The organism is Pontibacter sp. 13R65, assembly GCF_047525655.1.
GTDB lineage: Bacteria > Bacteroidota > Bacteroidia > Cytophagales > Hymenobacteraceae > Pontibacter.
Map to the genome: position 1 here is coordinate 86,788 of NZ_JBLIQL010000010.1, position 19,696 is coordinate 106,483.

The 19,696-nt window shown below is 45.3% G+C and carries 20 protein-coding genes; 3 read left to right on the forward strand and 17 right to left on the reverse strand.

Annotation, left to right across the window (positions count from 1 at the left end):
• Positions 1-2 precede the first annotated feature (2 nt).
• From ybeY to ACMA1I_RS13510, 6 genes are all read right to left on the reverse strand, one after another.
• Positions 3-431 carry an rRNA maturation RNase YbeY gene (ybeY, locus tag ACMA1I_RS13485; RefSeq protein ID WP_337068898.1) on the reverse strand — a complete coding sequence of 143 codons (429 nt, stop codon included), beginning with the start codon at positions 429-431 and terminating at the stop codon, positions 3-5.
• Complete coding sequence (locus ACMA1I_RS13490; RefSeq protein ID WP_337068899.1) at positions 415-840, reverse strand: ATP-binding protein; 426 nt, start codon at positions 838-840, stop codon at positions 415-417. The genes ybeY and ACMA1I_RS13490 overlap by 17 nt, the downstream gene beginning before the upstream one ends.
• 24 nt (positions 841-864) lie before the next feature.
• Positions 865-4,071, reverse strand: a complete 3,207-nt coding sequence (locus ACMA1I_RS13495) for a DUF4175 family protein (protein ID WP_337068900.1) — start codon at positions 4,069-4,071, stop codon at positions 865-867.
• Positions 4,072-4,318: 247 nt separating this feature from the next.
• Positions 4,319-5,083 (reverse strand): exodeoxyribonuclease III, encoded by a 765-nt coding sequence (locus ACMA1I_RS13500; RefSeq protein WP_337068901.1) that lies wholly within the window; start codon positions 5,081-5,083, stop codon positions 4,319-4,321.
• Between the two features lie 293 nt (positions 5,084-5,376).
• Positions 5,377-5,727: a hypothetical protein gene (locus ACMA1I_RS13505; RefSeq protein ID WP_337068902.1), complete on the reverse strand. Its 351-nt coding sequence runs from the start codon at positions 5,725-5,727 to the stop codon at positions 5,377-5,379.
• 69 nt (positions 5,728-5,796) lie between these two features.
• Positions 5,797-6,141, reverse strand: a complete 345-nt coding sequence (locus ACMA1I_RS13510; RefSeq protein ID WP_337068903.1) for a carboxymuconolactone decarboxylase family protein — start codon at positions 6,139-6,141, stop codon at positions 5,797-5,799.
• 244 nt (positions 6,142-6,385) lie between these two features.
• On the opposite strand from ACMA1I_RS13510, the gene ACMA1I_RS13515 reads away from it, so the two are divergent.
• Positions 6,386-7,072 (forward strand): ComF family protein, encoded by a 687-nt coding sequence (locus ACMA1I_RS13515; protein ID WP_337068904.1) that lies wholly within the window; start codon positions 6,386-6,388, stop codon positions 7,070-7,072.
• A gap of 124 nt (positions 7,073-7,196) precedes the next feature.
• Here ACMA1I_RS13515 and ACMA1I_RS13520 read toward each other — a convergent pair whose 3' ends face one another.
• The 3 genes from ACMA1I_RS13520 to ACMA1I_RS13530 form a co-directional block, all read right to left on the reverse strand.
• Positions 7,197-7,673 carry a DUF4265 domain-containing protein gene (locus ACMA1I_RS13520; protein ID WP_337068905.1) on the reverse strand — a complete coding sequence of 159 codons (477 nt, stop codon included), beginning with the start codon at positions 7,671-7,673 and terminating at the stop codon, positions 7,197-7,199.
• 75 nt (positions 7,674-7,748) lie between these two features.
• A complete protein-coding gene (gldJ, locus tag ACMA1I_RS13525) occupies positions 7,749-9,008 on the reverse strand; it encodes a gliding motility lipoprotein GldJ (RefSeq protein WP_337068906.1) in 1,260 nt (419 codons plus the stop codon).
• 63 nt (positions 9,009-9,071) lie between these two features.
• Positions 9,072-10,085 carry a PorP/SprF family type IX secretion system membrane protein gene (locus tag ACMA1I_RS13530; RefSeq protein WP_337068907.1) on the reverse strand — a complete coding sequence of 338 codons (1,014 nt, stop codon included), beginning with the start codon at positions 10,083-10,085 and terminating at the stop codon, positions 9,072-9,074.
• 259 nt (positions 10,086-10,344) lie between these two features.
• On the opposite strand from ACMA1I_RS13530, the gene ACMA1I_RS13535 reads away from it, so the two are divergent.
• Positions 10,345-13,341 carry an AsmA-like C-terminal region-containing protein gene (locus tag ACMA1I_RS13535; RefSeq protein WP_337068908.1) on the forward strand — a complete coding sequence of 999 codons (2,997 nt, stop codon included), beginning with the start codon at positions 10,345-10,347 and terminating at the stop codon, positions 13,339-13,341.
• Between the two features lie 329 nt (positions 13,342-13,670).
• Positions 13,671-14,459, forward strand: coding sequence for a DUF4382 domain-containing protein (locus ACMA1I_RS13540; protein WP_337068909.1), 789 nt, complete (start codon positions 13,671-13,673; stop codon positions 14,457-14,459).
• 110 nt (positions 14,460-14,569) lie between these two features.
• On the opposite strand, the gene ACMA1I_RS13545 is transcribed toward ACMA1I_RS13540, so the two are convergent.
• From ACMA1I_RS13545 to ACMA1I_RS13580, 8 genes are all read right to left on the reverse strand, one after another.
• A complete protein-coding gene (locus ACMA1I_RS13545; RefSeq protein ID WP_337068910.1) occupies positions 14,570-15,046 on the reverse strand; it encodes a DinB family protein in 477 nt (158 codons plus the stop codon).
• 275 nt (positions 15,047-15,321) lie between these two features.
• On the reverse strand, positions 15,322-15,888 hold the full coding sequence (locus ACMA1I_RS13550) for a DUF1572 family protein (protein ID WP_337068911.1): 567 nt from the start codon (positions 15,886-15,888) through the stop codon (positions 15,322-15,324).
• A gap of 15 nt (positions 15,889-15,903) precedes the next feature.
• On the reverse strand, positions 15,904-16,284 hold the full coding sequence (locus ACMA1I_RS13555; protein ID WP_337068912.1) for a diacylglycerol kinase family protein: 381 nt from the start codon (positions 16,282-16,284) through the stop codon (positions 15,904-15,906).
• 120 nt (positions 16,285-16,404) lie between these two features.
• A complete protein-coding gene (gene msrA / locus ACMA1I_RS13560; protein ID WP_337068913.1) occupies positions 16,405-16,953 on the reverse strand; it encodes a peptide-methionine (S)-S-oxide reductase MsrA in 549 nt (182 codons plus the stop codon).
• An 89-nt stretch (positions 16,954-17,042) separates the two neighbouring features.
• Positions 17,043-17,357 carry a peptide-methionine (R)-S-oxide reductase gene (locus ACMA1I_RS13565; RefSeq protein WP_337068914.1) on the reverse strand — a complete coding sequence of 105 codons (315 nt, stop codon included), beginning with the start codon at positions 17,355-17,357 and terminating at the stop codon, positions 17,043-17,045.
• A gap of 23 nt (positions 17,358-17,380) precedes the next feature.
• On the reverse strand, positions 17,381-17,779 hold the full coding sequence (locus ACMA1I_RS13570) for a methionine-R-sulfoxide reductase (protein ID WP_337068915.1): 399 nt from the start codon (positions 17,777-17,779) through the stop codon (positions 17,381-17,383).
• Positions 17,780-18,547: 768 nt separating this feature from the next.
• Entirely contained in the window at positions 18,548-19,039 is a 492-nt protein-coding gene (locus ACMA1I_RS13575; RefSeq protein ID WP_337068917.1) for a YdeI/OmpD-associated family protein, read from the reverse strand.
• Positions 19,040-19,187: 148 nt separating this feature from the next.
• On the reverse strand, positions 19,188-19,670 hold the full coding sequence (locus ACMA1I_RS13580) for a GNAT family N-acetyltransferase (RefSeq protein ID WP_337068918.1): 483 nt from the start codon (positions 19,668-19,670) through the stop codon (positions 19,188-19,190).
• Positions 19,671-19,696: the final 26 nt, after the last annotated feature.

A 19,696-nucleotide genomic window follows, 5' to 3' on the forward strand; every position in this document is an offset into this window, starting at 1 on the left:
GACTAAAATTTACGCAAAGATAAACAAGAATCTTCTTGTTGGCGCATAAGAGCGGCCTGCTTATCGGTTTTATCTTTAAAACCTAGCAGGTGTAGTACCCCATGTATAATTACACGGTGCAACTCATCTTCAAAAGTTGTGCCTAAGGTTGCAGCATTGTCGCGTACCCTATCTATGCTAACAAAAACATCACCTTCAATAGTGCCTTCTTCGTCGGCATTATTAAAGGTGATGATGTCTGTAAGCGTGTCGTGATCGAGGTACTCCAGGTTAATTTGGTGGAGGTAATCGTCGGAGCAAAAAATGTACGTAAGGCTTTCTAGCTCTTGTTCGTTTTGTTCGATTACTGTGGCAATCCAATCTGAAACTTTATCTGGGTTGGCCAGCGAAAAATCAATGTCCTCGCTAACAAACTCAATTGGATGATCCATTCTGAGAATTTACAATGTTAAAGATCAACTGCACTTTTTTGCCATTGTCGAGGAAGTTAACTTCATCACATAGGTTGCGCATCAGAAAAATGCCGCGGCCGCCAGGGCTCTCAAGGTTTTCGGGAGCGGTTGGGTCTGGTAAGCTTTCGTAATCAAATCCAGGACCTTCGTCTTCCACCTCAAATCTTAGTTGGTTATCTTCTATCTCCAACGAGAGGTACACAAGTTTGTCCTTGTCGAATTTATTACCATGGCGAATAGCATTGTTAACTGTTTCCGTAACTGCTACCATTATGTTGCCATAAATATCATCTTCAAACTCGAATTCTTCCTTGGAGTTATCAATAAAGCTTTCTATAACCCGGATATTCTCGATAATGGAAGGAATCTGAATTTTTACCTGATTCATATAAGTTAAATGTGGGTGCGTAAATTAATTAATGCTGTTCTGAAAATACTCGTTCACTTTTTGCTTGTAATATGGCGATAAAGAAGGAGGTACTGTTTTTAATACTTCCGTCTGTTTCTCTTTTGCTTTCAAATATTTCTCAAAGGAAGCAGGCAGCTTTCTTGGTATTTCCTGAGCTGTTTTCGCTTCTCTTTTGTTGTCCAGTTCACGCTCCTTCATGGAGTTCTCCGCCTGCAGCAACCGGGTTAATATTTCGCGTTGCCGCATGATGGTTTGTTCAGTCAGACGTTTATTAACGAGATCAGCTTCGGTTTGTTCCATCATCTTGCTAATATTTCCCATATCGCCGTCTTTCCCACTTTCTCCGGGCTTTTTGCCCATTTGCTCCATTTCTTTTAGCGCATTTCGGAGGGCCTCCTGCTCTGCAGCCAATTTAGCTAATTCTTCAGAAAGAGCCTTGCCTGATTTGCCTCCTTTTTTCAAATCTTCGATTTTTTTATTCAGTTGGTCCTGCATTTGACCTATATCGCCTGGTTTTGGCTTGTTCCCCTTTTGTTTTCCGGCCTGGTTACCGGGCATCTGTTGTTGCATTTGTTGCTGCATCTGTGTCAGGGCGTCGTTGAGCATGAGAGCCAGGTTGTTCATCGAAGTCATGGCTAGCTGTTGCTGGGCAGTAGCTTTACCTACATTGCGGTCGCGCAGTTCTTTCATGGTGTTGTCCATTCCCTGGTTCATTTGCGCTACCTCTCTGGTTACGAACGACTGCAGCTGAAATACCTTCTTGGCCAACGAGTGCAGGCTATCTTCTATTACCTTGGCATTGTCTCGCAGGTTGAGCTGTTGTTGCGACAGAGAGATAAACCGTGGGTCGCGTTGGTTGACACCTCTGAAAGATTTCATTACTTCTTCCTGATCGAATGAAAGCTTGATCAGGTTCTCCAGAATATCGCGCAGGTTATCGAGGTTCTCAGACATGCTCTCCATACTCATGCTCTCCTGCATCTCCTCCATCTTCTGAGCCATTTGCTGCATCTTCTCCCCTGCCTTTTGCTGCGACTCACTAGCTTTTTTGTTTTGCTGTTTCTGAAGCTGCTCCTTGCTTTGTTGCATCTCCTGCTCTATCTGTTGCTCATCCTGCTTCAGGTCTTCCATTTGGTTGGGGTGCTCCAGTTCTTTGTTCAGATCATTCAGTTCTTCGAGTTGCTTTTTTAGGTCCTCAAAATTCTGAGCTATTTCCTGCTGCTCTTTTTGCAGTTGCTCATTGTCGGCTTTTTTATCTTCGGTTTCTTTGGCAAGCTCCTGTTGCTCTTTTCCCAGCTCATCAAGCTGATTGGCTATGTTGTCGAGTTTCTGTTCGAACTGCAGTTGCTTAAAGAGTTCCAGTGCCCGCTCCAGCTCCTTCTCCAGGTTGCGCTCACGATTATCAAGCTTGCTGAGCAGTTTCTGTAGTTCCGGGTCATTTGGCTTTTGCTGCTGAAGAAGCTTCTCCAGCTCTTCATACAGTTTTTTCGTTTCCTCGTCGAGGAGGTCGTTCATCAGCTTCTTTAGTTCCTCGGCTTTTTCGGCTAGGCGCTTGTTTTGCTCCGAGTGCATATTTTGCTTCTGGTTGAGCTGGTCATAAAGATCCTTCATAGAAGATATATCCTGCTCCAGCTGCTTCTTTTTGGATACCAGGTCTTCGAGCAGCTTTTTGTCCTGCCAGCTCATATCGCGCTTGGTCTTTAGCTTTTCTTCGGTCTTGTTAAGCTCCTGGTTTAGCTGCGTAGATTTTTCAAGCGACTTGCTGATCTGGCTCTGTACCGACTGGGCATTATTAGCCAGCTCCTTCTCCAGTTCTTTTTTAGAAGGAACTTTCATTTCGAAGGTGCGGGTACGAGCGCTCTTGCGACCGTGAATGCCATCGTTATCCCATACCTGCACAAAGTACTCTACCCTATCGCCTGGCTGCAGGTTCAGGTTAGCGGTATTCCACTGGTAGTAGTAGGTTTGGCTGAGTTGGTTTTTGTTTAATGGCAGCGCCTGGCTTTTGTATTTGGCGTCTGGAGCAGAGTTTTCTTTATTGATGCGGTAGTTCAGGCTAAGTGCTGTCAGGCCATAGTCGTCTGACACATCGCCACCAACTACTAGAAAGTTATACAGCGCCGTGTCCTGAAATTGCTCAATACTAATCTGGGGATATTTGTCCGGGATGGTGTTGATCTGGTAACTGATGTCTTCTTTGTTGCTGCTATGCACATTCTGCAACTTTACACTATAGGCCTGGCTCCGGTCAAACTTTTTGCTAGCCTTAAAAGCACTTCCTTCTTCTTTGGCGGCTATGGTTTGTTCGGGCTCCTGAAAGTAGAGGTTAATGCTTTCTGTTTCGGTAGCAGTAAAATTCCAGGTGAGAGTACTGCCTTCGGGAATAGTGGCGTTACCAGTGTTTTTGATGATCTCTGGCTTACGGTACAGGTAAGCTGGATAAGCCACCTCCATTTCAAAATCTTTGAGGTTCGGACGTGAGAGCAGCTGCAGGTTGTACTCGTCGGAGTAAAAGCCGGAACCCTCCATACGAAAGTCCAGAGGCTTTTGCAGTTGCTTAAAGGTATAGGTGTAGAGGCCGCTGCTATTTTTAGTCAGTTTCTGGCGGCGACCGTTATAATGTAAGAAAACTTCGTTTGGTACAGTTTTGCCGTTTACAGCCAACTTCAACTCAAAGTCTTCGCCTCTGTAAGTTTGTAGCGCATCGTTTTGAACATCAAAGGTAAAAGGTGCTTCGGGCGCATACAGTTTCTTATAATGTATGATTCGCTCTGTGCCTTGAACAAATATAGTGGGGTAAATAAAGGCAATGAGTAAGGCAATACCTGCCGGCAGCGCCGCATACTTCAGCAGCGATTTGTTCTCCTTAAATTTTACAGCCTCCGTAAATTTAAAGACCAGCAACTGGCCGGATCGTTGGTTTATACTGGCGGCTATCAGGTCGTTGGTTCTGTCGAGGTTCTGCAGCTGTATAGCATTCAGGAGCTTGTCTTTTATTTCGGGATAATAAGAGCCAACACGTAAGGCCGCCTGCTCATCAGTAAGTACTTTTCGGAGATTAGCCAGCGCAGAAACAGGCAGGGCAATCCATCGAAAAAACACGTAGAGCACGAGCCCGATAAACGAGAAGAGCAGAAAAGCCCGCACGTACTGCGGAAAGTAAAACATATACTCCAGTAGGCTATAAACTACGTAAATTGATATAAGCATGCCAATAGCGAAGATGCTACCTCTTAAAAGCATATTAAGGTAAAACTTCTTCTTATACTCCTGGAGCTGATGCATTAACTGATCTAGAGCATCATATTTGTTCATTTGTTTACTCCTTTACTTTTTAAATAGTGCGTATGCTGCTTCTGAGGCTGGTATTAGCAGGTAAGCTACTGATGCGCAACTTATTAAGCATTTAATGGTTAGTTAACCTATAAACTATAAATTAGGCAATTTTAGTATAATTTCAATGCTCCACTTCTAATAAAACAGGGCAATGGTCGGAATGTATAGCATCTTTTAAAATAGCGGCCCTTTTGAGGCGGTGCTGCAGGTTTTCGGTAACCATATTATAATCAATACGCCAGCCCAGGTTTTTGTTGCGTGCCCCTGCCCTGTAGCTCCACCAGGTATAATTGTGTGGCTCCTGGTTAAAATACCGGAAAGAATCTACAAACCCACTTTCAATAAACTTAGTCATCCAGCTTCGCTCCTCGGGCAAAAAACCAGAGCTGTTGGCATTCGATTTTGGGTTATGAATATCAATAGACTGGTGGCAGATGTTGTAATCACCGCTAATGATCAGGCCCGGTAGTGAGTGCTTTAGTTGCGCTATATAGGTGTAAAAATCGTCGAGCCACTTAAACTTAAATCCTTGCCGCTCCTCCCCGCTCGACCCTGAAGGCATATATACGCTCATTACTGAAAAGTTATCGTAATCAGCCCTGATCACGCGGCCTTCCTGATCGTAGCAGTCTATGCCGCAGCCAATCTCTACATGCTTAGGTTCAAGCTTGGAAAGAATAGCCACGCCGCTATAACCTTTTTTTACAGCCGGGTGCAGGTACACGTGGTAACCCATGCTTTCAAAAATGGCTCGATCAAACTTGCTGTCGTCCGCCTTTATTTCCTGTAGGCAAAGTACATCGGGGTTTGCAGCATGCAACCACTCCTGAAACCCTTTTGTAATAGCGGCTCTAATGCCGTTTACGTTATATGTAATTATCCTCATTAATTAATATTTGGTGCTGGAATTTTAGATAGTAATTCTTTTTTGGTTAAATAAAATATAGGTGTTTAGCGCGATGAAAAGAAAGTCGCGGTTACACGCCAGACTTAAACAGTAGGCAAAAGTCTTTGATTAAATTCTGCTAATGATTTTGTCCTTCCGTAGGCTTTTTTAAAGATTTTTGATAAAGGGGAATGAGGGCAATGCTTTTAAGTAAGCAGTATAGCATCCACTCAATAATTTAATCAAAATTTCTCTTCAATAAAAAAACAGTAGCCTATCAATGGATTGGCAGATTATAACTCGTCGTACTGGTCAAAGTACTCCAGAATGTGCCACTTCAGCATCCGCTCCTGCTCCTTCAGGTTGGTGAAGGGAATTGGTTTCAGGGAGCGGTAGTGAGGCCAGCCATCGTCGTCTACGCCCGTAAGTTCGTAGTAACCCGAGAGGCTAAACACTTTGCAGGTGGCAATGTGCATCAGGTCCTGCTTCTGCTCTTTAGTAAAATCGCTGATGCCCTGGCCCAGCTCCTGAATTCCGATGAGAAACAGGATGGCATTCAGGTCTGGTTTCTTGCCAAATTGCTTCATGAGCATAGCGCGCAGGTTAATCCATCGGTGGTCCAGGTTAGAAGATTCTTCCAGCATGTACTTTATAATAACTATTGGTGTAAGTCTTGTTTTCTGTAATTGGTGCTTTTGCTAAACGGGCAACAATTATTTGCTTGCTTTTAATTCCTCCCAGTATTCTACAGCTCTTCTAAAGTGAGGAATCACAATGGAGCCTCCTACTAAATTGGCAATCGAGAAAACTTCCATTATCTCTTCATCGGTCAGGCCCTGCTCATGGCATTTGCCCACGTGGTATTTTATGCAGTCGTCGCACCGAAGCACCATAGACGCTACCAGGCCCAGCATCTCTTTTGTCTTTACATCTAGAGCGCCTTCCATGTAAGTATTGGTGTCGAGGTTAAAAAAGCGTTTTATTACTTTATTATCATAAGACATAATACGCTCATTCATGCGCTCCCTGTAGTCGTTAAATTCCTGAACTAAGCTCATATCTGTTTTTTGTTTAAGTTTTGTAGGTAACAAATTTTATTTCACAAAGTTAATAAGAATAGGGCTTGTTTAAGTTTCGTTTTTGGAGGCTGAAGGGTTTAATGAGGCTTTCTGGTAAAACTGCTTCAAAACTTAACCTGGTCAAGCTCTTTAAATTTTGTTAATAGGGCAGTTGCGGGCTCTCTAGCGCCGCAAGGAGCCTCAACTAGACCCGCGAACTCTTTTACTTTTCTTGCTATACCATATGTGGCACGACCTGCTGTCTTTGCTGTTTCCTAGAATTTGCCATGCTTGCAAAGGCGTGCTAACGCGGGGCGAAAAATTTATCTGCACCGACTGTAACGTACGATTGCCTTATACTGCTTATCATTTGTACGGTGGTACAGCCGAAAATGCCTTGTTGAAACGGTTTTGGGGTAAAGTGCCGGTTAGGTTTGCTTTTGCTTACCTGCATTTTATGGCAAAGGGGCGGGTACAGCGCCTGCTGCATGAGCTCAAGTACCGCGGTGCGCAGGAGTTAGGCGACCACTTGGGCTATCGGTATGGCTCCCTCCTCTCCGACCACCAATACCGCGAGCAGCTCGATCTGGTGCTGCCGGTGCCTTTGCACCACAGCAAACTTTGTAAGCGCGGCTATAACCAATCCGATAGTTTTGCCCAAGGCCTGGCACGAGCCATGCAACTGCCGTGGAGCCAACAAGTGCTGGAGCGGACGGTTCATACGGCAACTCAGACCAAAAAAGGCCGGCTGGAGCGATGGCAGAACGTAGAAAATATATTTATGGTACGAGAACCAGCATTGGTGCAAGGCAAGCGCATTTTACTTGTAGACGATGTCATGACGACTGGTGCTACCTTAGAAGCTTGTGCCCTTGCCTTGCTTGCCGCAGGATGCGAAGAGGTGAGCGTGGCGACTATTGCCGCGGCTTAAACAAGGAAGTTTGATTTCAACTTAAAATTTAAGAAGGATCCCCTAAGCATTAACTAGCTTAAAATCTCTCTGGAAGGGCAAAATCATTAGCAGAATTAGTTATGCGCTTCAGCTTCTGTTAAGCTTAAAAAGAGGTTTGGTCGCGGTGCATTTCCGACAGGCTTGGCTCAGCATATTCTATTATTTCCTGCTCTTCCAGTTCATCGAGCAGGTCTTTTATCGGACTGTAATCGGCTGTGGCCGGAATTTCCATGGCAAAGTAATGCTCATTCAGTTTTTCTGTAACGCAGCCATAGGGAGCAAATTTATTTCGGATATCCTCTATTGGAGTATTATCGTCTGTAACCACCACGTGCAGAGTGGAGTTGCCCGAGGGAGAAACTGTTTCTTTATACACCAGGTGCTTCTCATCTGCATGGTACACTGCTCTTACAATATCATTTGTAGCAATTAGCGGCACATAAAACGGAAGGCTATCTATCTTATATAAGTCTTCGGCATGATCTACTTCTATAGCCCAAAGCACTTCCTCTATTTCCTGGTCAAAGATCTCGCTATGAAACCTGAAAATAATTTCTTTGTGTTGTACTGCCTCTTCCATAGTTCAATAAACGATTTAAAATAGAAAAAGCCCGGATTGCGCCGGGCTTTTTCTGCTATGCATTCTGATTTTTTATTACTTGTTAGATCCAGTGCTGATCATAGCACAACGGAAACCGATGGTTGCGGTAGAGGAATCTTGCTTCATGAATCTTCTGGTGCCAGGTGATAACCAGTAAGCTACATCTTTCCAGGACCCACCTTTGTAAACGCGGACCTCATCATTGATAAGAGAATGGTAACCTTGGTTCGTGTCATAATTCTCAGAAGGGTCTTGGTAGCCATCTCTACGGAATGGATTAAGATCTTCTACATCTTCGAAAGACAATGGACGATACACATCTTGCACCCACTCATTTACGTTGCCGGCCATGTTGTAAAGACCGAAATCGTTTGGAGGGTAGTTGTAGATGTAATCGGTAATCATGGCGCCATCGTTCAGCGATCCGGCAATACCGGCATAGTCACCGCGGCCACGCTTAAAGTTAGCCATAAACTGACCCATTTGCTTACCGTGTGGGTTACGCAGTTGGTGACCATCCCAAGGGTAGAGGCGTCTGTTGTTCTGGTTTTCGTCTTCTGTATATTGCGTTCCGATCATGGCCTGTGCAGCATATTCCCACTCAGCCTCTGTTGGGAGACGGTAGTTTGGTAGCACAAAGCCGGACTCGATAGAAAGAGCACCTGCTTCTTCAGTAGGCTCTTCAGCACTTCTTCTGCCGAACAAACCTCTGCGGCGACCACCGCCGCCATTTATTTCGTTATGCTCTTTTGCCAGGTTCTCGTTTACCTTAGCAGTTCGCCACGCGCAATAATTAGTGGCCTGTAACCAGCTTACACCTACTACCGGGAAGAACCGGAAGCCAGGGTAACGCAGGTAATACGTTACGTAAGGGTCGTTAAAGGAAAGCTGACGAGACCAAACAGTTGTGTCTGGTAAAGCTGCTTCATAAACTTCAGGAAGTGAGTCTCTTTTTAAGTAGTGCAGGTACTCCAGCCAGTGAATGTTCGCTACCTCGGCTTCGTCCATGTAAAAAGAAGCTACTGTTACAGTACGCTCCACGTTGTCGCGGGTCATGGCCACATCTTCTTCCATAGAACCAAGTGTGGTGCGGCCACCTTCAATGAAAACAAGACCAGGGCCTTGTGGTGGCTCATAGTAATCAGCTACGTTGAATCCGCCTTCTTCTCCCTCTTCGCCTTCTTCTCCGTACACGGTACCGGTTGCAGTACTTTCCCAACCCGGATCATTAGCAGTAGGTCGGCGGTCTCTTGAGCAGGAAGCAAGCACAAGTGCTCCCATAACCAACACAGATAAATACTTATTAATATTCATAAAATAGCACCCTATTAATATTAGGTTCTTGTAAGGTAATTTAACACGCAATTATAATTAAATTCAGAACGCTGGCCAAGGATTGTTCTGATTTAATTTATTTTTATTACTACTTTTCAGCATTTTACCAAAGTCTAATTGAGTAAAACGCAACGTAACTTCTGTGGCTCCTCCTACCTGGGTGCTAAACCCTTTTAGGCCAATGGAGTGGCTAAGCCCTATGTTAAACTGCTCCAGTTGCAGCCCTACAAGCATAGCCAGTGTCTGATCCTGGTTTGTACCAGCTATCACTGGCACTCCTTGGTATATTAAACCCAACGTTAGCGGGGTATAAATAGTATATATCCCGAGGTCTGCTCTGCTAAAATTCTGGTCTCTGACAAACGCGGCTGTTGGTATAAAGCTTAGTTCAAAAAGTCTGCCTTGTTGCTGGTAAGAACGGGCAAAAAATTTATAACCTGCTGTAGCTGCAAACCGCAGTGGCAGTGTTGTTTTCTGGCCAAAGCCATAAGAGGGCCGATTCAAGTTTGCTGCTGTAATACCAAGCCAGAATTGATTGGTGTAAAGCATACCTCCAGTTGCAAAGCTCAGGTAGTTACCGGGTTCAAAATTACTCACTTCTGCCGATGTTACAGCTACCATTCCATTGTCTGAAAGCTGGTCGCCAAAAACCAGGTTGTCGTAGTTAAGGCGAAGAGATGCGATACTGGCTTGCAGGCCAGCCGAAAATGCCCATTTTCCTGTTAAGGCTGTATGATAACCATAAGAGGCTGAGACTTGTAATTTTTGTAATCCGCCTACTCCTGCCCTATCTTGCTGCAGGAACATGCCAATACCGCTTTTTGTTCCCGGTAGTCTATAGTCGGCGGAGGCCTGGTTGGTTATGAAAGAACCATTGAGCGCTGGCCACTGCCTGCGGTGCACCACCGAAGCGCTCCAGGCGTGGCCCAGGCCGGTAAAAGCCGGATTTAAGTACTGCCTGCTGGCATAAGGTTGGCTAAATGCAACTTCTTGAGCTTTAGCTGCTAAGCTCCATACAAATACCAGACAGCACAAAAATACTTTTTTTCGGTACATACTTATGCTAAAACTCACTGAAGGAGCGGTTTATTGTCGAAAAGAGTACTTGGGTTTAACAAGGTTTGGGTATAATCTAATGTTAAAACACATATTGGCATGACTTTGGCCTTTAACTAGCAGAACTGTAAGCACTTTTACATCAATTTTAGATACTTTTGAGCCTTAGCTAAAGGTGCTGGTACTGTACCTGGCTTAAACTTGGGCAGCATTTAACAAATTTAGACTAAATTAGCAAACACCTGATCACATACCTAATATGAAAAAAATTGTTATTGGCTTCGCTATCTTCTTTATAGTGCTGGTGGCAGCAGCCATACTAGTCCCCATTCTGTTCAAAGATAAAATTAAACAAGCCGTAGACAAACAAATTGCTCAAAACGTACATGCTACCGTTATTTACGAAACCGACGACATTAGCCTGTCGCTGTTCCGCGATTTTCCGGATGTATCGCTTGGTATAGATAATTTGACGGTTGTAGGGCAAGATTCTTTCCAGACAGATACCCTGGCTATTATCCCGTCCTTCAGGTTAGGCCTTAACCTAATGAGCGTGATCAGTGGCGATGAACTGAAAGTAAATAAGGTAGTGCTGCAAGAACCTAAAATAAGGCTGGTAGTGCTGGAGAGCGGAAAAGCCAACTGGGATATCTTTATTTCCGATACCACAGCCGCCCCTGCCGATACTGCCACCAGCGATTTCAAAATGGCGATCAAAGGCTGGAACATCAACAACGGAACCCTATATTACGACGACCTGAGCATTCCGTTTGGCCTGGCTATGTACGGCATAAACCACTCCGGCAGCGGCGACTTTGAGCAGAGTGTGTTCGACATGGATTCTAAAACCACGGCCGAACGCTTTACCATGACCTACGATGGTGTAAACTATATCCAGAATGCCAAACTCGATGCTGATGTAACGCTGGCAATGGACCTGGAAAAAGCGCTTTATACATTTAAAAATAACAACATCCGTGTTAACGAATTTCCGTTTCAGTTTGCCGGCTCTATCTTAATGCCAGCCGAAGATATTGACCTGGACCTGACTTTTAAAGCCACCGAAACTGATTTTAGAAATGTGCTGTCGGTGGTGCCGGGTATGTACACCGAGGATTTCAAGAACATCAAAACCGAAGGAAAGCTCAGCTTCGACGGGTACCTGAAAGGCCGCCTGAACGACTCGCTGATGCCAGGCTTTGGTACCGACCTTAAAATTGCGGAAGGCTATTTTAAATACCCAGACCTGCCACAGGCTGCCCGCAACATTAACGTAGACATGAGCATCGACAACAAAGATGGTAATGTAGACAACACCAATATTATGGTGCGCCAGTTCCACCTCGATCTGGGCAAAAACCCTGTAGATGCCAAAGTATCGGTACAGGGGCTGGAGACGATGCTCGTAGACGGTAACGTAAAAGCTAGCATCGACCTGGACGAGATAACGAAAGTTTTCCCGATAGATGGTATGACCCTGCGTGGCCTGCTGAAAGTAGATGCTAACGCTAAAGGCACCTACAGCAAAACGAAAATGCCTGTTGTAAATGCCGATATGCGCCTGACAAACGGGTTCGTGAAATCAAAGGATTTCCCGGCGCCGATCCAGAACCTGAATGTAGTTGCCAATATTCTGAACACCACCGGCAACACCGATGATACCCGCATCAACATCCAGAACTTTAACATGAGCCTTGATGGAGAGCCTCTGGAAGGGCGGGTGCTGGTGCAGGGAATCGATAAACCAGCCTTCGATGCCAACATAAAAGGTATACTCGATCTCACCAAACTCACCAAAATCTTTCCGCTGGAAGATATGACTGTGTCAGGGCGTATTAATGCCAATGTAGCCGCTAAAGGAAAAATGAGCGACATAGAGGCTGAGAAATACAACAACGTAACGGCCAATGGCAGCATGGCTATCAACAACCTGGAGTTTGTGAGCAAAGACATGCCTCAGGGAATCAAAATAAACAATGCCAATGCCGTTTTCAACAACGAGCGTATAGACCTGCAGAACATGAGTGGCTACCTGGGCAAGAGCGATATTCAGGCCAGCGGTTCCATTTCGAACTACCTGGGCTATGCCTTGGCCGACGATCAGTCGCTGCGTGGTACGTTTAACCTGGCCAGCAACAAGTTTAATGTAAATGAGTGGATGGTAGATGAAAACACTGGTCAGCCGGTGCCGGAGAGCGAGGCAGGTGTAGTAGAAGTACCAGCTAACCTCGATATTACGCTGAATATAGATGCCAAGCAGGTGGTGTACGATAACCTGAATCTGAGCAATATGAGCGGCAAAGTGCTGGTAAAAGACAAAGTGGCGCGCCTGCAGCAGGTAAGCTTTAACACCCTGGGCGGCAGCTTTGTGACCAGCGGTAGCTACAACACACAAAATCTGCAGAAGCCGCTCTTCGACTTTAACCTTGATATTAAAAACCTGAAATTCAAAGAAGCCTTCAATGCCTTTAACACAATCAAAGCCGTTGCGCCAATAGCCGGTTTGTTGGAAGGTACCTTCTCCACCAAGTTTAACTTTGCCGGTGAGTTGGGGCAAGACATGATGCCGGTTTTGAGTACCCTTGATGGAGCTGGTGTAATAGAAGTAATAAAAGCAGCTGTACGCGATGTGAAGATCGTAGACAAAATCAGCAGCCTAACCAACTTCGAGGAACTGAAGAACTTTGTAGTGGAGAATAAAAGAATAGATGCCCAAATCGTAGACGGCAGCCTGGTGGTGAAACCCTTCGACCTGAAAGTGGGCAATGTAGACATGACAGTGGGTGGCTCTAATAACGTGAATGGCAAAATAGACTATGTTACAGCCCTGAATCTGCCAACCGGTAGAGTGGGCCAGGAACTAAACACACGCCTTAGCAGCCTTATCGGCAGCGATGTAAAAACAGCAGAGCGTGTTACCCTGAACCTAAACATAGGCGGTACGCTCACAGATCCACGCGTATCCTTGGCAGGCGGTAGTGCCAAAGGCCAGGCGAAAGAAGCGGTGCAGAACCTCGTGCAGAACAAGCTCGACGATGCTAAAGCACAGGTAGAGCAGCGCAAGCAACAGGCACAGGACAGCCTTACCAACGAGCTAAACCGCAAAAAACTGGAGGCAGAGCAAAAGGCACGCGAAGAGTTGGAGAAGAAGCGGCTTGAGGCAGAGCAGAAAGCGAAAGATCAGATTTCAAACAAAATCAACAGTCTTTTTAAGCCGAAAACAACCGCTCCAGCCGACACTGCTAAAAAGGAGTAAGCCTTAGAGCAGCGTAGGCTCGATCCTTCGGAAAAAGACCACATGAATTATTATTTAGTAGCGGGTTAAACAGCAAGGTACCTGGCTTTATAAATTCTATAAAAGCCTCTGGAAGGCCATTTTCATTAGAATAATTTGCGCCCCAGCCTTGTTATTATTTACTTGCTTAAGAGAACCTGAACAGCAGGTATTTACCTAGAAACCCCATAAAAGCAAAGCCTTTATGGGGTTTTGCTTTTAACGCTGAAATAATTTTGTACAACTTATTTTCGTTTAATCGTATATTAATTGCCCTATATAGAGGTATTTGAATTAAATAATGCAATTTTATGAAAACAAAATTCTTTTTCCCCTTCCTGCTATGCAGTCTTGTTTGGTTTAGCTCCTGCAACAACGAAAAAGATGGAACAGGCACAGCCAGAATGGAAGTACGCATGACAGACTCTCCGGGAGATTATGCCCAGGTAAATGTTGACATCCGGTCGGTGCAGATACACAAAGAATCTGCCGACGATGGCTCCGGCTGGATAACGTTGGATGAGGTACACCCCGGCATTTATAACTTGCTCGACTTTGCCAATGGACGCGACACCCTTCTCGCAAGCGCCAACCTTCCGGCCGGCAGAATTTCACAGATACGCTTGCTTTTAGGCGATGATAATTCCCTGATATTGAAAGATGGCCGTAAAATGCCTTTAAAAACGCCAAGCGGGCAATCATCTGGCATTAAGCTGAAAATAGATGCTGACCTGGTAGAAGATGTAACTTATATGGTACTACTTGATTTTGATGCTGCTAAATCGGTAGTGGCCAGAGGCAATGGGCAGTACAACCTAAAGCCAGTGGTGCGCACTCTTACACAAGCCATAGCAGGCGGCATAAAAGGAAAAGTTACACCAGCTGAATACCAGCCAGGTATTTATATTATTTCACCTGCAAACGACACCATTGGAGGCTTTGCCACCAGCACCGGCGACTTTCTGATTAAAGGAGTACCCGCCGGTACCTACAGAGTTAACTTCTACACCCAAAACCACGAGCACGACAAAACCCTGGAAAACATAACAGTTACTCAAAATCAAATCAAAGACCTGGGCACAGTAGAGCTTTCGCATTAAGCACAGGCTGCATAGGCTTGTAACCTGCTGCCATACAAAAAAGAGGAGCTTACCATTATAGTAAGCTCCTCTTTTTTTATGATGTATAAATTATACTAGATATTATCAGTCTAGAAAACCTGGCCCATTAATTCACGCACATAGGTTACATAATCTGTGTTAGGTGGAGTATGGCCGTTTTTGCGAAGATCCGTAGCTGTTTGGGCACGGTGATAGGTGGCATGGTTAAAGGCATGCGTTAAAATATCAAGCACACGGGTGCTGTATTTCTGGCCAAGGCTGTTGGTATAGTCGATGAGGCGGTTAAACTCGGCTTCATCGGCGTTGGCTACCAGCTCGGCAATTTTGTAAGAGGCGGACTCATGCAGTTTTTTCAGTTCGTCGAGGTTGTGCTCCTGCCATACTTTTACAGGGCTTTCGGTGCCGGTGATGCGGGCAATCCAGATAGCCTGTGCGTTAAGCGCGTGGCTGAACAGGCGGGCAGCGTTTGCTGGTACTTCTGGCAGGCTGCTAAATACATCGAGCATGGTTTTGTTTGCCCAGATGTTGTATTCCGACAGGTTTTTCAGTACGTCGTTTCCAGTCATATTAAATTACGTTTATCTTCTGTTGCTTTTTCTGTTTTACCTGCATCTGCCTCCGCTAGCGAATATAAACAGGCAGCTGAGGTTTATAAAGCCTAAGGCCAAAAACTTGTATTCGTCCTCCGGAAGGCCATTTTCATTAGCATAATTTCCGGGAAGCGTCAATATTGAGGGCAAATGTAAGAAGTATAACACAAACCTCCTCCTAAACATCAGAAAAACACCTGCTAACCGGTCTAATACAGGAGGTGAGCAAGGTGAAGTTTTACCAGCATCTGCTATTCTTTATTGAAGTAATCGTCAGTAAAATATTCTGTCCTTTTTGGCTTCGAAAACTTTTCTTGATTAAATTTTCTAGACCCTCCACGAGGGATTGATAAGGAGCTCCACTGCTCGTTTCGCGCCATTTTACTAATAAACACAATCTGCCCAACATAGTACGGATAATGAGCAAGCTGCCTGTTTATAGCTTCCATAACCGTATGGCCTTGATTGCGGATGTAAATTGTTGAATTAAAGTTGCTTTCGTTTAAAGAGTCTAGCACTTTAAATAAACAGGTCCAGCCTTCGTTCCATTTAAGTACTAATGCTGTTCTGTCTTTAATATCATTTTCAAATTCTGCTTCTCTATTGCGCCATTCTTTCTCTCCATCTGTAGCTAAAAAATCAGTCCACCGCGACAGCATATTTCCCCACAGATGCTTTACTATTATTCCTATACTGTTACTCTCTTCATTAAACTGCCAGAATAATTGCTCATCAGTGAGTTGGTCAAATGTTTTTTCACCAAGCAATTTATAGTACTCAAACTGCTTTCTAGCACTGTATAAATAATCTGCTGTCATGGTAGCTATGCCTGGTTAAAATAAGTTGCTTATGAGAGAAAATACATACGGCAGAAAAATAATAAGCCCAATAACTGCCGACATGATGGCAACAGCCAGTACAGCGCCTGCCGCCAGATCTTTGGCTTTGCCTGCTAGCGGGTGGAAGTCAGGAGAGACGAGATTTACCACCGTTTCGATGGCGGTATTAAAAATTTCAGCCATAAACACTACTCCGATGCAGCCAACCAGCAGGCACCATTCGGTAGCCGTAACACCAAAGAAATAGCCCGCTAGCACTACACCTGCCGCCGATAGTATATGCAGGCGCATGTGCGGCTCCGAACGTAAGGCGGAGTTAAGCCCGTTAAAGGCAAATTTAAAACTGTTGTAGCGCTTTTTGAAGTAGGTTTCCAAGGTGGTGGAGCAGCTTAGATTTGTGAAGGTGAGGGTGCTGGCAAGGTTATGGTTGCAGCTGTAGTAGCCAACTCAGAGGCCCGCACGAGCTGCACCCGCTGTGAGCCTCTGAGAAGGGTTTTACTCTTTGTTGCTGTAGGCTGGTTTTAGCTTGTGCCCGAACACCTTCCGGAACTTCTCTACCTTGGGCCGCACCACAAAGCTGCAGTAAGGCTGAAATCCGTTTTGCAGAAAGTAGTTCTGGTGGTAATCTTCGGCCGGGTAATAGTTAGAAAGTGGCTCTATGGCTGTAACAATTGGATCGTTAAAGGCACCTGATGCCTCCAGTTCCTGCTTGTATTTTTCAGCCAGCTGCCTTTGCTCCTCATTGTGATAAAAAATAACGGAGCGGTACTGTGGCCCCACATCATTGCCCTGGCGGTTGAGGGTGGTGGGGTCATGGGTTTCCCAGAAAACTTCCAGCAGTTCCTCAAAGCTAATTTTTTGTGGGTCGTAGGTTATCTGCAGTACTTCGGCGTGGCCGGTAGTGGCAGTGCAAACCTGCTTGTAAGTTGGGTTTTCTACGTGCCCGCCTGCGTACCCCGATTCTACTTTCTCTACGCCTTCTAACTGCTGAAAAACAGCTTCTGTGCACCAGAAGCAGCCATTTCCAAATGTTGCTATTTCCATGTGTTGTGTCAAAATAAAAGATACGAACCTGCTGTATGAGGTACTTATGCACCTGATTACGTGCAGGAGGCATCGTGTTTAAAGGTAATTTACAAATTTTTAGGTGCCAGCGCAGCTGCGTTTATGCAGTAGCGTACCTGAGTAGGTGTACGGTTGTCGGCGAACAGGTGGCCCAGGTGTTGTCCGCAGTGCCTGCACAGAAGCTGAATGCGGTTTCTGCCATAGGTACTCAATAGCTGTTGCTGCACACTTTCTCCTAAATGCGCCCAAAAGCTGGGAAAACCAGAGCCAACACTAAATTTTGTGCCGCCATTGAATAAGCTGGTGCTACAGCGGGAGCAAGAGTAAATGCCCTGCTCCTGCCCCGCCTTGTCTGCTTCTACCCTACCCCTGTGTTTGAACATGTGCAAAGTGTAAATGCTCGTAGTTATTTGCTTTCCAGCTCCTCTACCGGCACAAATGTCATAGAGAGGGAGTTTACGCAATGGCGAAGGTTTTTAGGAGTTAAATACTCGCCTTCGAACACATGGCCCAGGTGACCTTCGCAATTGGCACAAACAATTTCTATGCGACGACCATCGGCATCCGGCACGCGCTTTACAGCGCCTGATATTTCATCGTCGAAGCTAGGCCAACCGCAATGCGACTCAAACTTTTGCTCTGAGGTGTAGAGTGGATTGTTGCAGCGTTTGCACAGGTATACGCCATCGGCCTTATTGTGCTCATATTCGCCTGTTCCGGGGTATTCGGTGCCTTTGTTTACAATGATATAGGCTTCTTCTGGTGTAAGCTTGTTATATTCTGATGGATCTTTGGCTACTTTCATAGGTTAAGTTATCTGGTAATGGTGATTTATACGTGTTGTTTGTATAAACAAATAACGCTCCTAATTAGTTTGCTGTGACAGAGTGGCGGGTTCTGTAGGAATGAGGAATTTTAAATAAGTGATGGAGAGGAGGAGAGATACAACAATTTAGGTTGTGCGGAAGCAAATAAGGTTTACTTCTCTATTATCATTCTACTTAATCTATCTTCAACTTTAGTTTTTCTTCTACTTTCTCTCCTTCTAACTTGATTCCCTTTTGTCATTCAGAAGGGATCTTGTGGGCAAGAGTCATTACCAACGGCTACTGGTTTGGGAGTCTAAGTTCGCATAGCTGCTTTCCTTGCTGCTTCAAACTGAAGCTATTGCATAGCTGGAGTCTTTGTTCTTTTTGTCTTGATACAAAAAGAACTAAAAAAATCAAGACCCGCCAAATCGAGGGCCCCTACCCCCACTCGCTGACCGCTCTTTATCGAGGGCCCCTACCTCCAACAGTGCCGGCTCAATAGGTGCACCTAGCAATGGTGTTCGCTTCGTTGTTACCTGCCGCAATAAATTGGAATGGACAGCTACCTCACAACCTGAGTTAGGATATTCATAATTTTGTCTAAAAGGCCTTGTATCAAAACTATTAAAAATGCTTAGGAAGTGCTTTTTGATTAGAATAATCTGCTACTAGACAAAAGCAGCCGTGACCTCGCAGCGTGCGCAGCTCCTGCGAGTGTCTGGAGGAAGATAGGAAAGTGTCTCTTGATATCAGGTAGGTAAATGCTAATGCTTTGTATCTGCAAGCACACAGCTTTTTGAGTACAGCAGCCTGTCTATCGTCTGCACAATGCGCGCTACTTTCATGTCATCTGATTTTGCGGCATAAATCCAGTCTACACAGGTTTGCTGCTCCACATCGGAGAGGGCAAGAAAGGCCTGGTAGGCAGTAGGCTCGTCCTGGAGGCAGAGCAGTAGTTCTTCGCGTACTTTGTTCATCGAGTTTTCAGCAAACAGCCGCACCTGTACCCAGTCGCCCTCCTGCTTCCCTATCTTCTTTCTTATCTCTGCCTTAACCGGGAAAAACATGCTGCCACTGCTCAGCGACCACAGGTTCACATCTCTTAGCTCAAAGTCATCAATGCTGCCGCTCACCTTTACCATCCCGAACCAGGCGTGCTTGTTTTTAGAAATTTCCGGAATGGCCACATAGGTCCAGCCCCCTTTGCCCGGAAACTTTTCGAGTCGATAGGCTTTGTCTACTAACAGCTCCTCCATGGGCTTCTGCTTTTTTGGTTAAAGTTTACATTCTACAAAAGGTACTAATATAGCAATTTTTGCACAGGTTAAATGCAGGAGGAAAGGATTTGTTCAGGATTAATTAGTTCATTGGCAAAGCATTAGGACCGGAAGGTGCAGCAGTTGATCACAACTTCCGGTACATGATATGGGCATCTACCAGCCCTAGCTCCTGGTGCTGAAAAGCTTCTGGCACGGTGCCTATAATTGAGAAGCCCATCTTTTGCCAGAGCTTCACCGCCTGGGTGTTGGTGCTAACCACAATATTAAACTGCATTGCTCTGAAGCCAAGCTGGCGGGCTTCCTGCAGCGAGTGCAGGCACAAAGCTTCTCCCACACCTCTTCCCCGAAAACCTGCATGCACCATATAAGATCCGTTGGCTATATGAGCGCCTAGGTCAATCTGGTTTGGCTTCAGAATATAGGTTCCAATAATGTGCCCTCCCTCCTCCGCCACATAGGTGTACATATAAGGAGCAAACCAATGTTTCTGCAGGTCTTCTTGGGGTGTAGCAGGATCAAATACATAAGTATCGCCCGCTTGTATTACTTCTCTGAAAATTTCCCAAACTCCGGCTGTGTCGGCTGCTGTAGCTTTTCTGATGATCATAACTGAACTGATTGAAAAGGAAAAAG

What these genes read in the sequence shown, in the direction of transcription:
- ACMA1I_RS13535 (WP_337068908.1), top strand. Translation starts at nt 10,345, where the DNA reads ATGAAAAAAATTGTTATTGGCTTCGCTATCTTCTTTATAGTGCTGGTG.
- ACMA1I_RS13530 (WP_337068907.1), bottom strand. Translation starts at nt 10,085, where the DNA reads ATGTACCGAAAAAAAGTATTTTTGTGCTGTCTGGTATTTGTATGGAGC.
- gldJ (WP_337068906.1), bottom strand. Translation starts at nt 9,008, where the DNA reads ATGAATATTAATAAGTATTTATCTGTGTTGGTTATGGGAGCACTTGTG.
- ybeY (WP_337068898.1), bottom strand. Translation starts at nt 431, where the DNA reads ATGGATCATCCAATTGAGTTTGTTAGCGAGGACATTGATTTTTCGCTG.
- ACMA1I_RS13500 (WP_337068901.1), bottom strand. Translation starts at nt 5,083, where the DNA reads ATGAGGATAATTACATATAACGTAAACGGCATTAGAGCCGCTATTACA.
- ACMA1I_RS13545 (WP_337068910.1), bottom strand. Translation starts at nt 15,046, where the DNA reads ATGACTGGAAACGACGTACTGAAAAACCTGTCGGAATACAACATCTGG.
- ACMA1I_RS13570 (WP_337068915.1), bottom strand. Translation starts at nt 17,779, where the DNA reads ATGAAAGTAGCCAAAGATCCATCAGAATATAACAAGCTTACACCAGAA.
- ACMA1I_RS13490 (WP_337068899.1), bottom strand. Translation starts at nt 840, where the DNA reads ATGAATCAGGTAAAAATTCAGATTCCTTCCATTATCGAGAATATCCGG.
- ACMA1I_RS13515 (WP_337068904.1), top strand. Translation starts at nt 6,386, where the DNA reads ATGTGGCACGACCTGCTGTCTTTGCTGTTTCCTAGAATTTGCCATGCT.
- ACMA1I_RS13520 (WP_337068905.1), bottom strand. Translation starts at nt 7,673, where the DNA reads ATGGAAGAGGCAGTACAACACAAAGAAATTATTTTCAGGTTTCATAGC.
- ACMA1I_RS13565 (WP_337068914.1), bottom strand. Translation starts at nt 17,357, where the DNA reads ATGTTCAAACACAGGGGTAGGGTAGAAGCAGACAAGGCGGGGCAGGAG.
- msrA (WP_337068913.1), bottom strand. Translation starts at nt 16,953, where the DNA reads ATGGAAATAGCAACATTTGGAAATGGCTGCTTCTGGTGCACAGAAGCT.
- ACMA1I_RS13495 (WP_337068900.1), bottom strand. Translation starts at nt 4,071, where the DNA reads ATGCTTATATCAATTTACGTAGTTTATAGCCTACTGGAGTATATGTTT.
- ACMA1I_RS13510 (WP_337068903.1), bottom strand. Translation starts at nt 6,141, where the DNA reads ATGAGCTTAGTTCAGGAATTTAACGACTACAGGGAGCGCATGAATGAG.
- ACMA1I_RS13580 (WP_337068918.1), bottom strand. Translation starts at nt 19,670, where the DNA reads ATGATCATCAGAAAAGCTACAGCAGCCGACACAGCCGGAGTTTGGGAA.
- ACMA1I_RS13550 (WP_337068911.1), bottom strand. Translation starts at nt 15,888, where the DNA reads ATGACAGCAGATTATTTATACAGTGCTAGAAAGCAGTTTGAGTACTAT.
- ACMA1I_RS13575 (WP_337068917.1), bottom strand. Translation starts at nt 19,039, where the DNA reads ATGGAGGAGCTGTTAGTAGACAAAGCCTATCGACTCGAAAAGTTTCCG.
- ACMA1I_RS13505 (WP_337068902.1), bottom strand. Translation starts at nt 5,727, where the DNA reads ATGCTGGAAGAATCTTCTAACCTGGACCACCGATGGATTAACCTGCGC.
- ACMA1I_RS13540 (WP_337068909.1), top strand. Translation starts at nt 13,671, where the DNA reads ATGAAAACAAAATTCTTTTTCCCCTTCCTGCTATGCAGTCTTGTTTGG.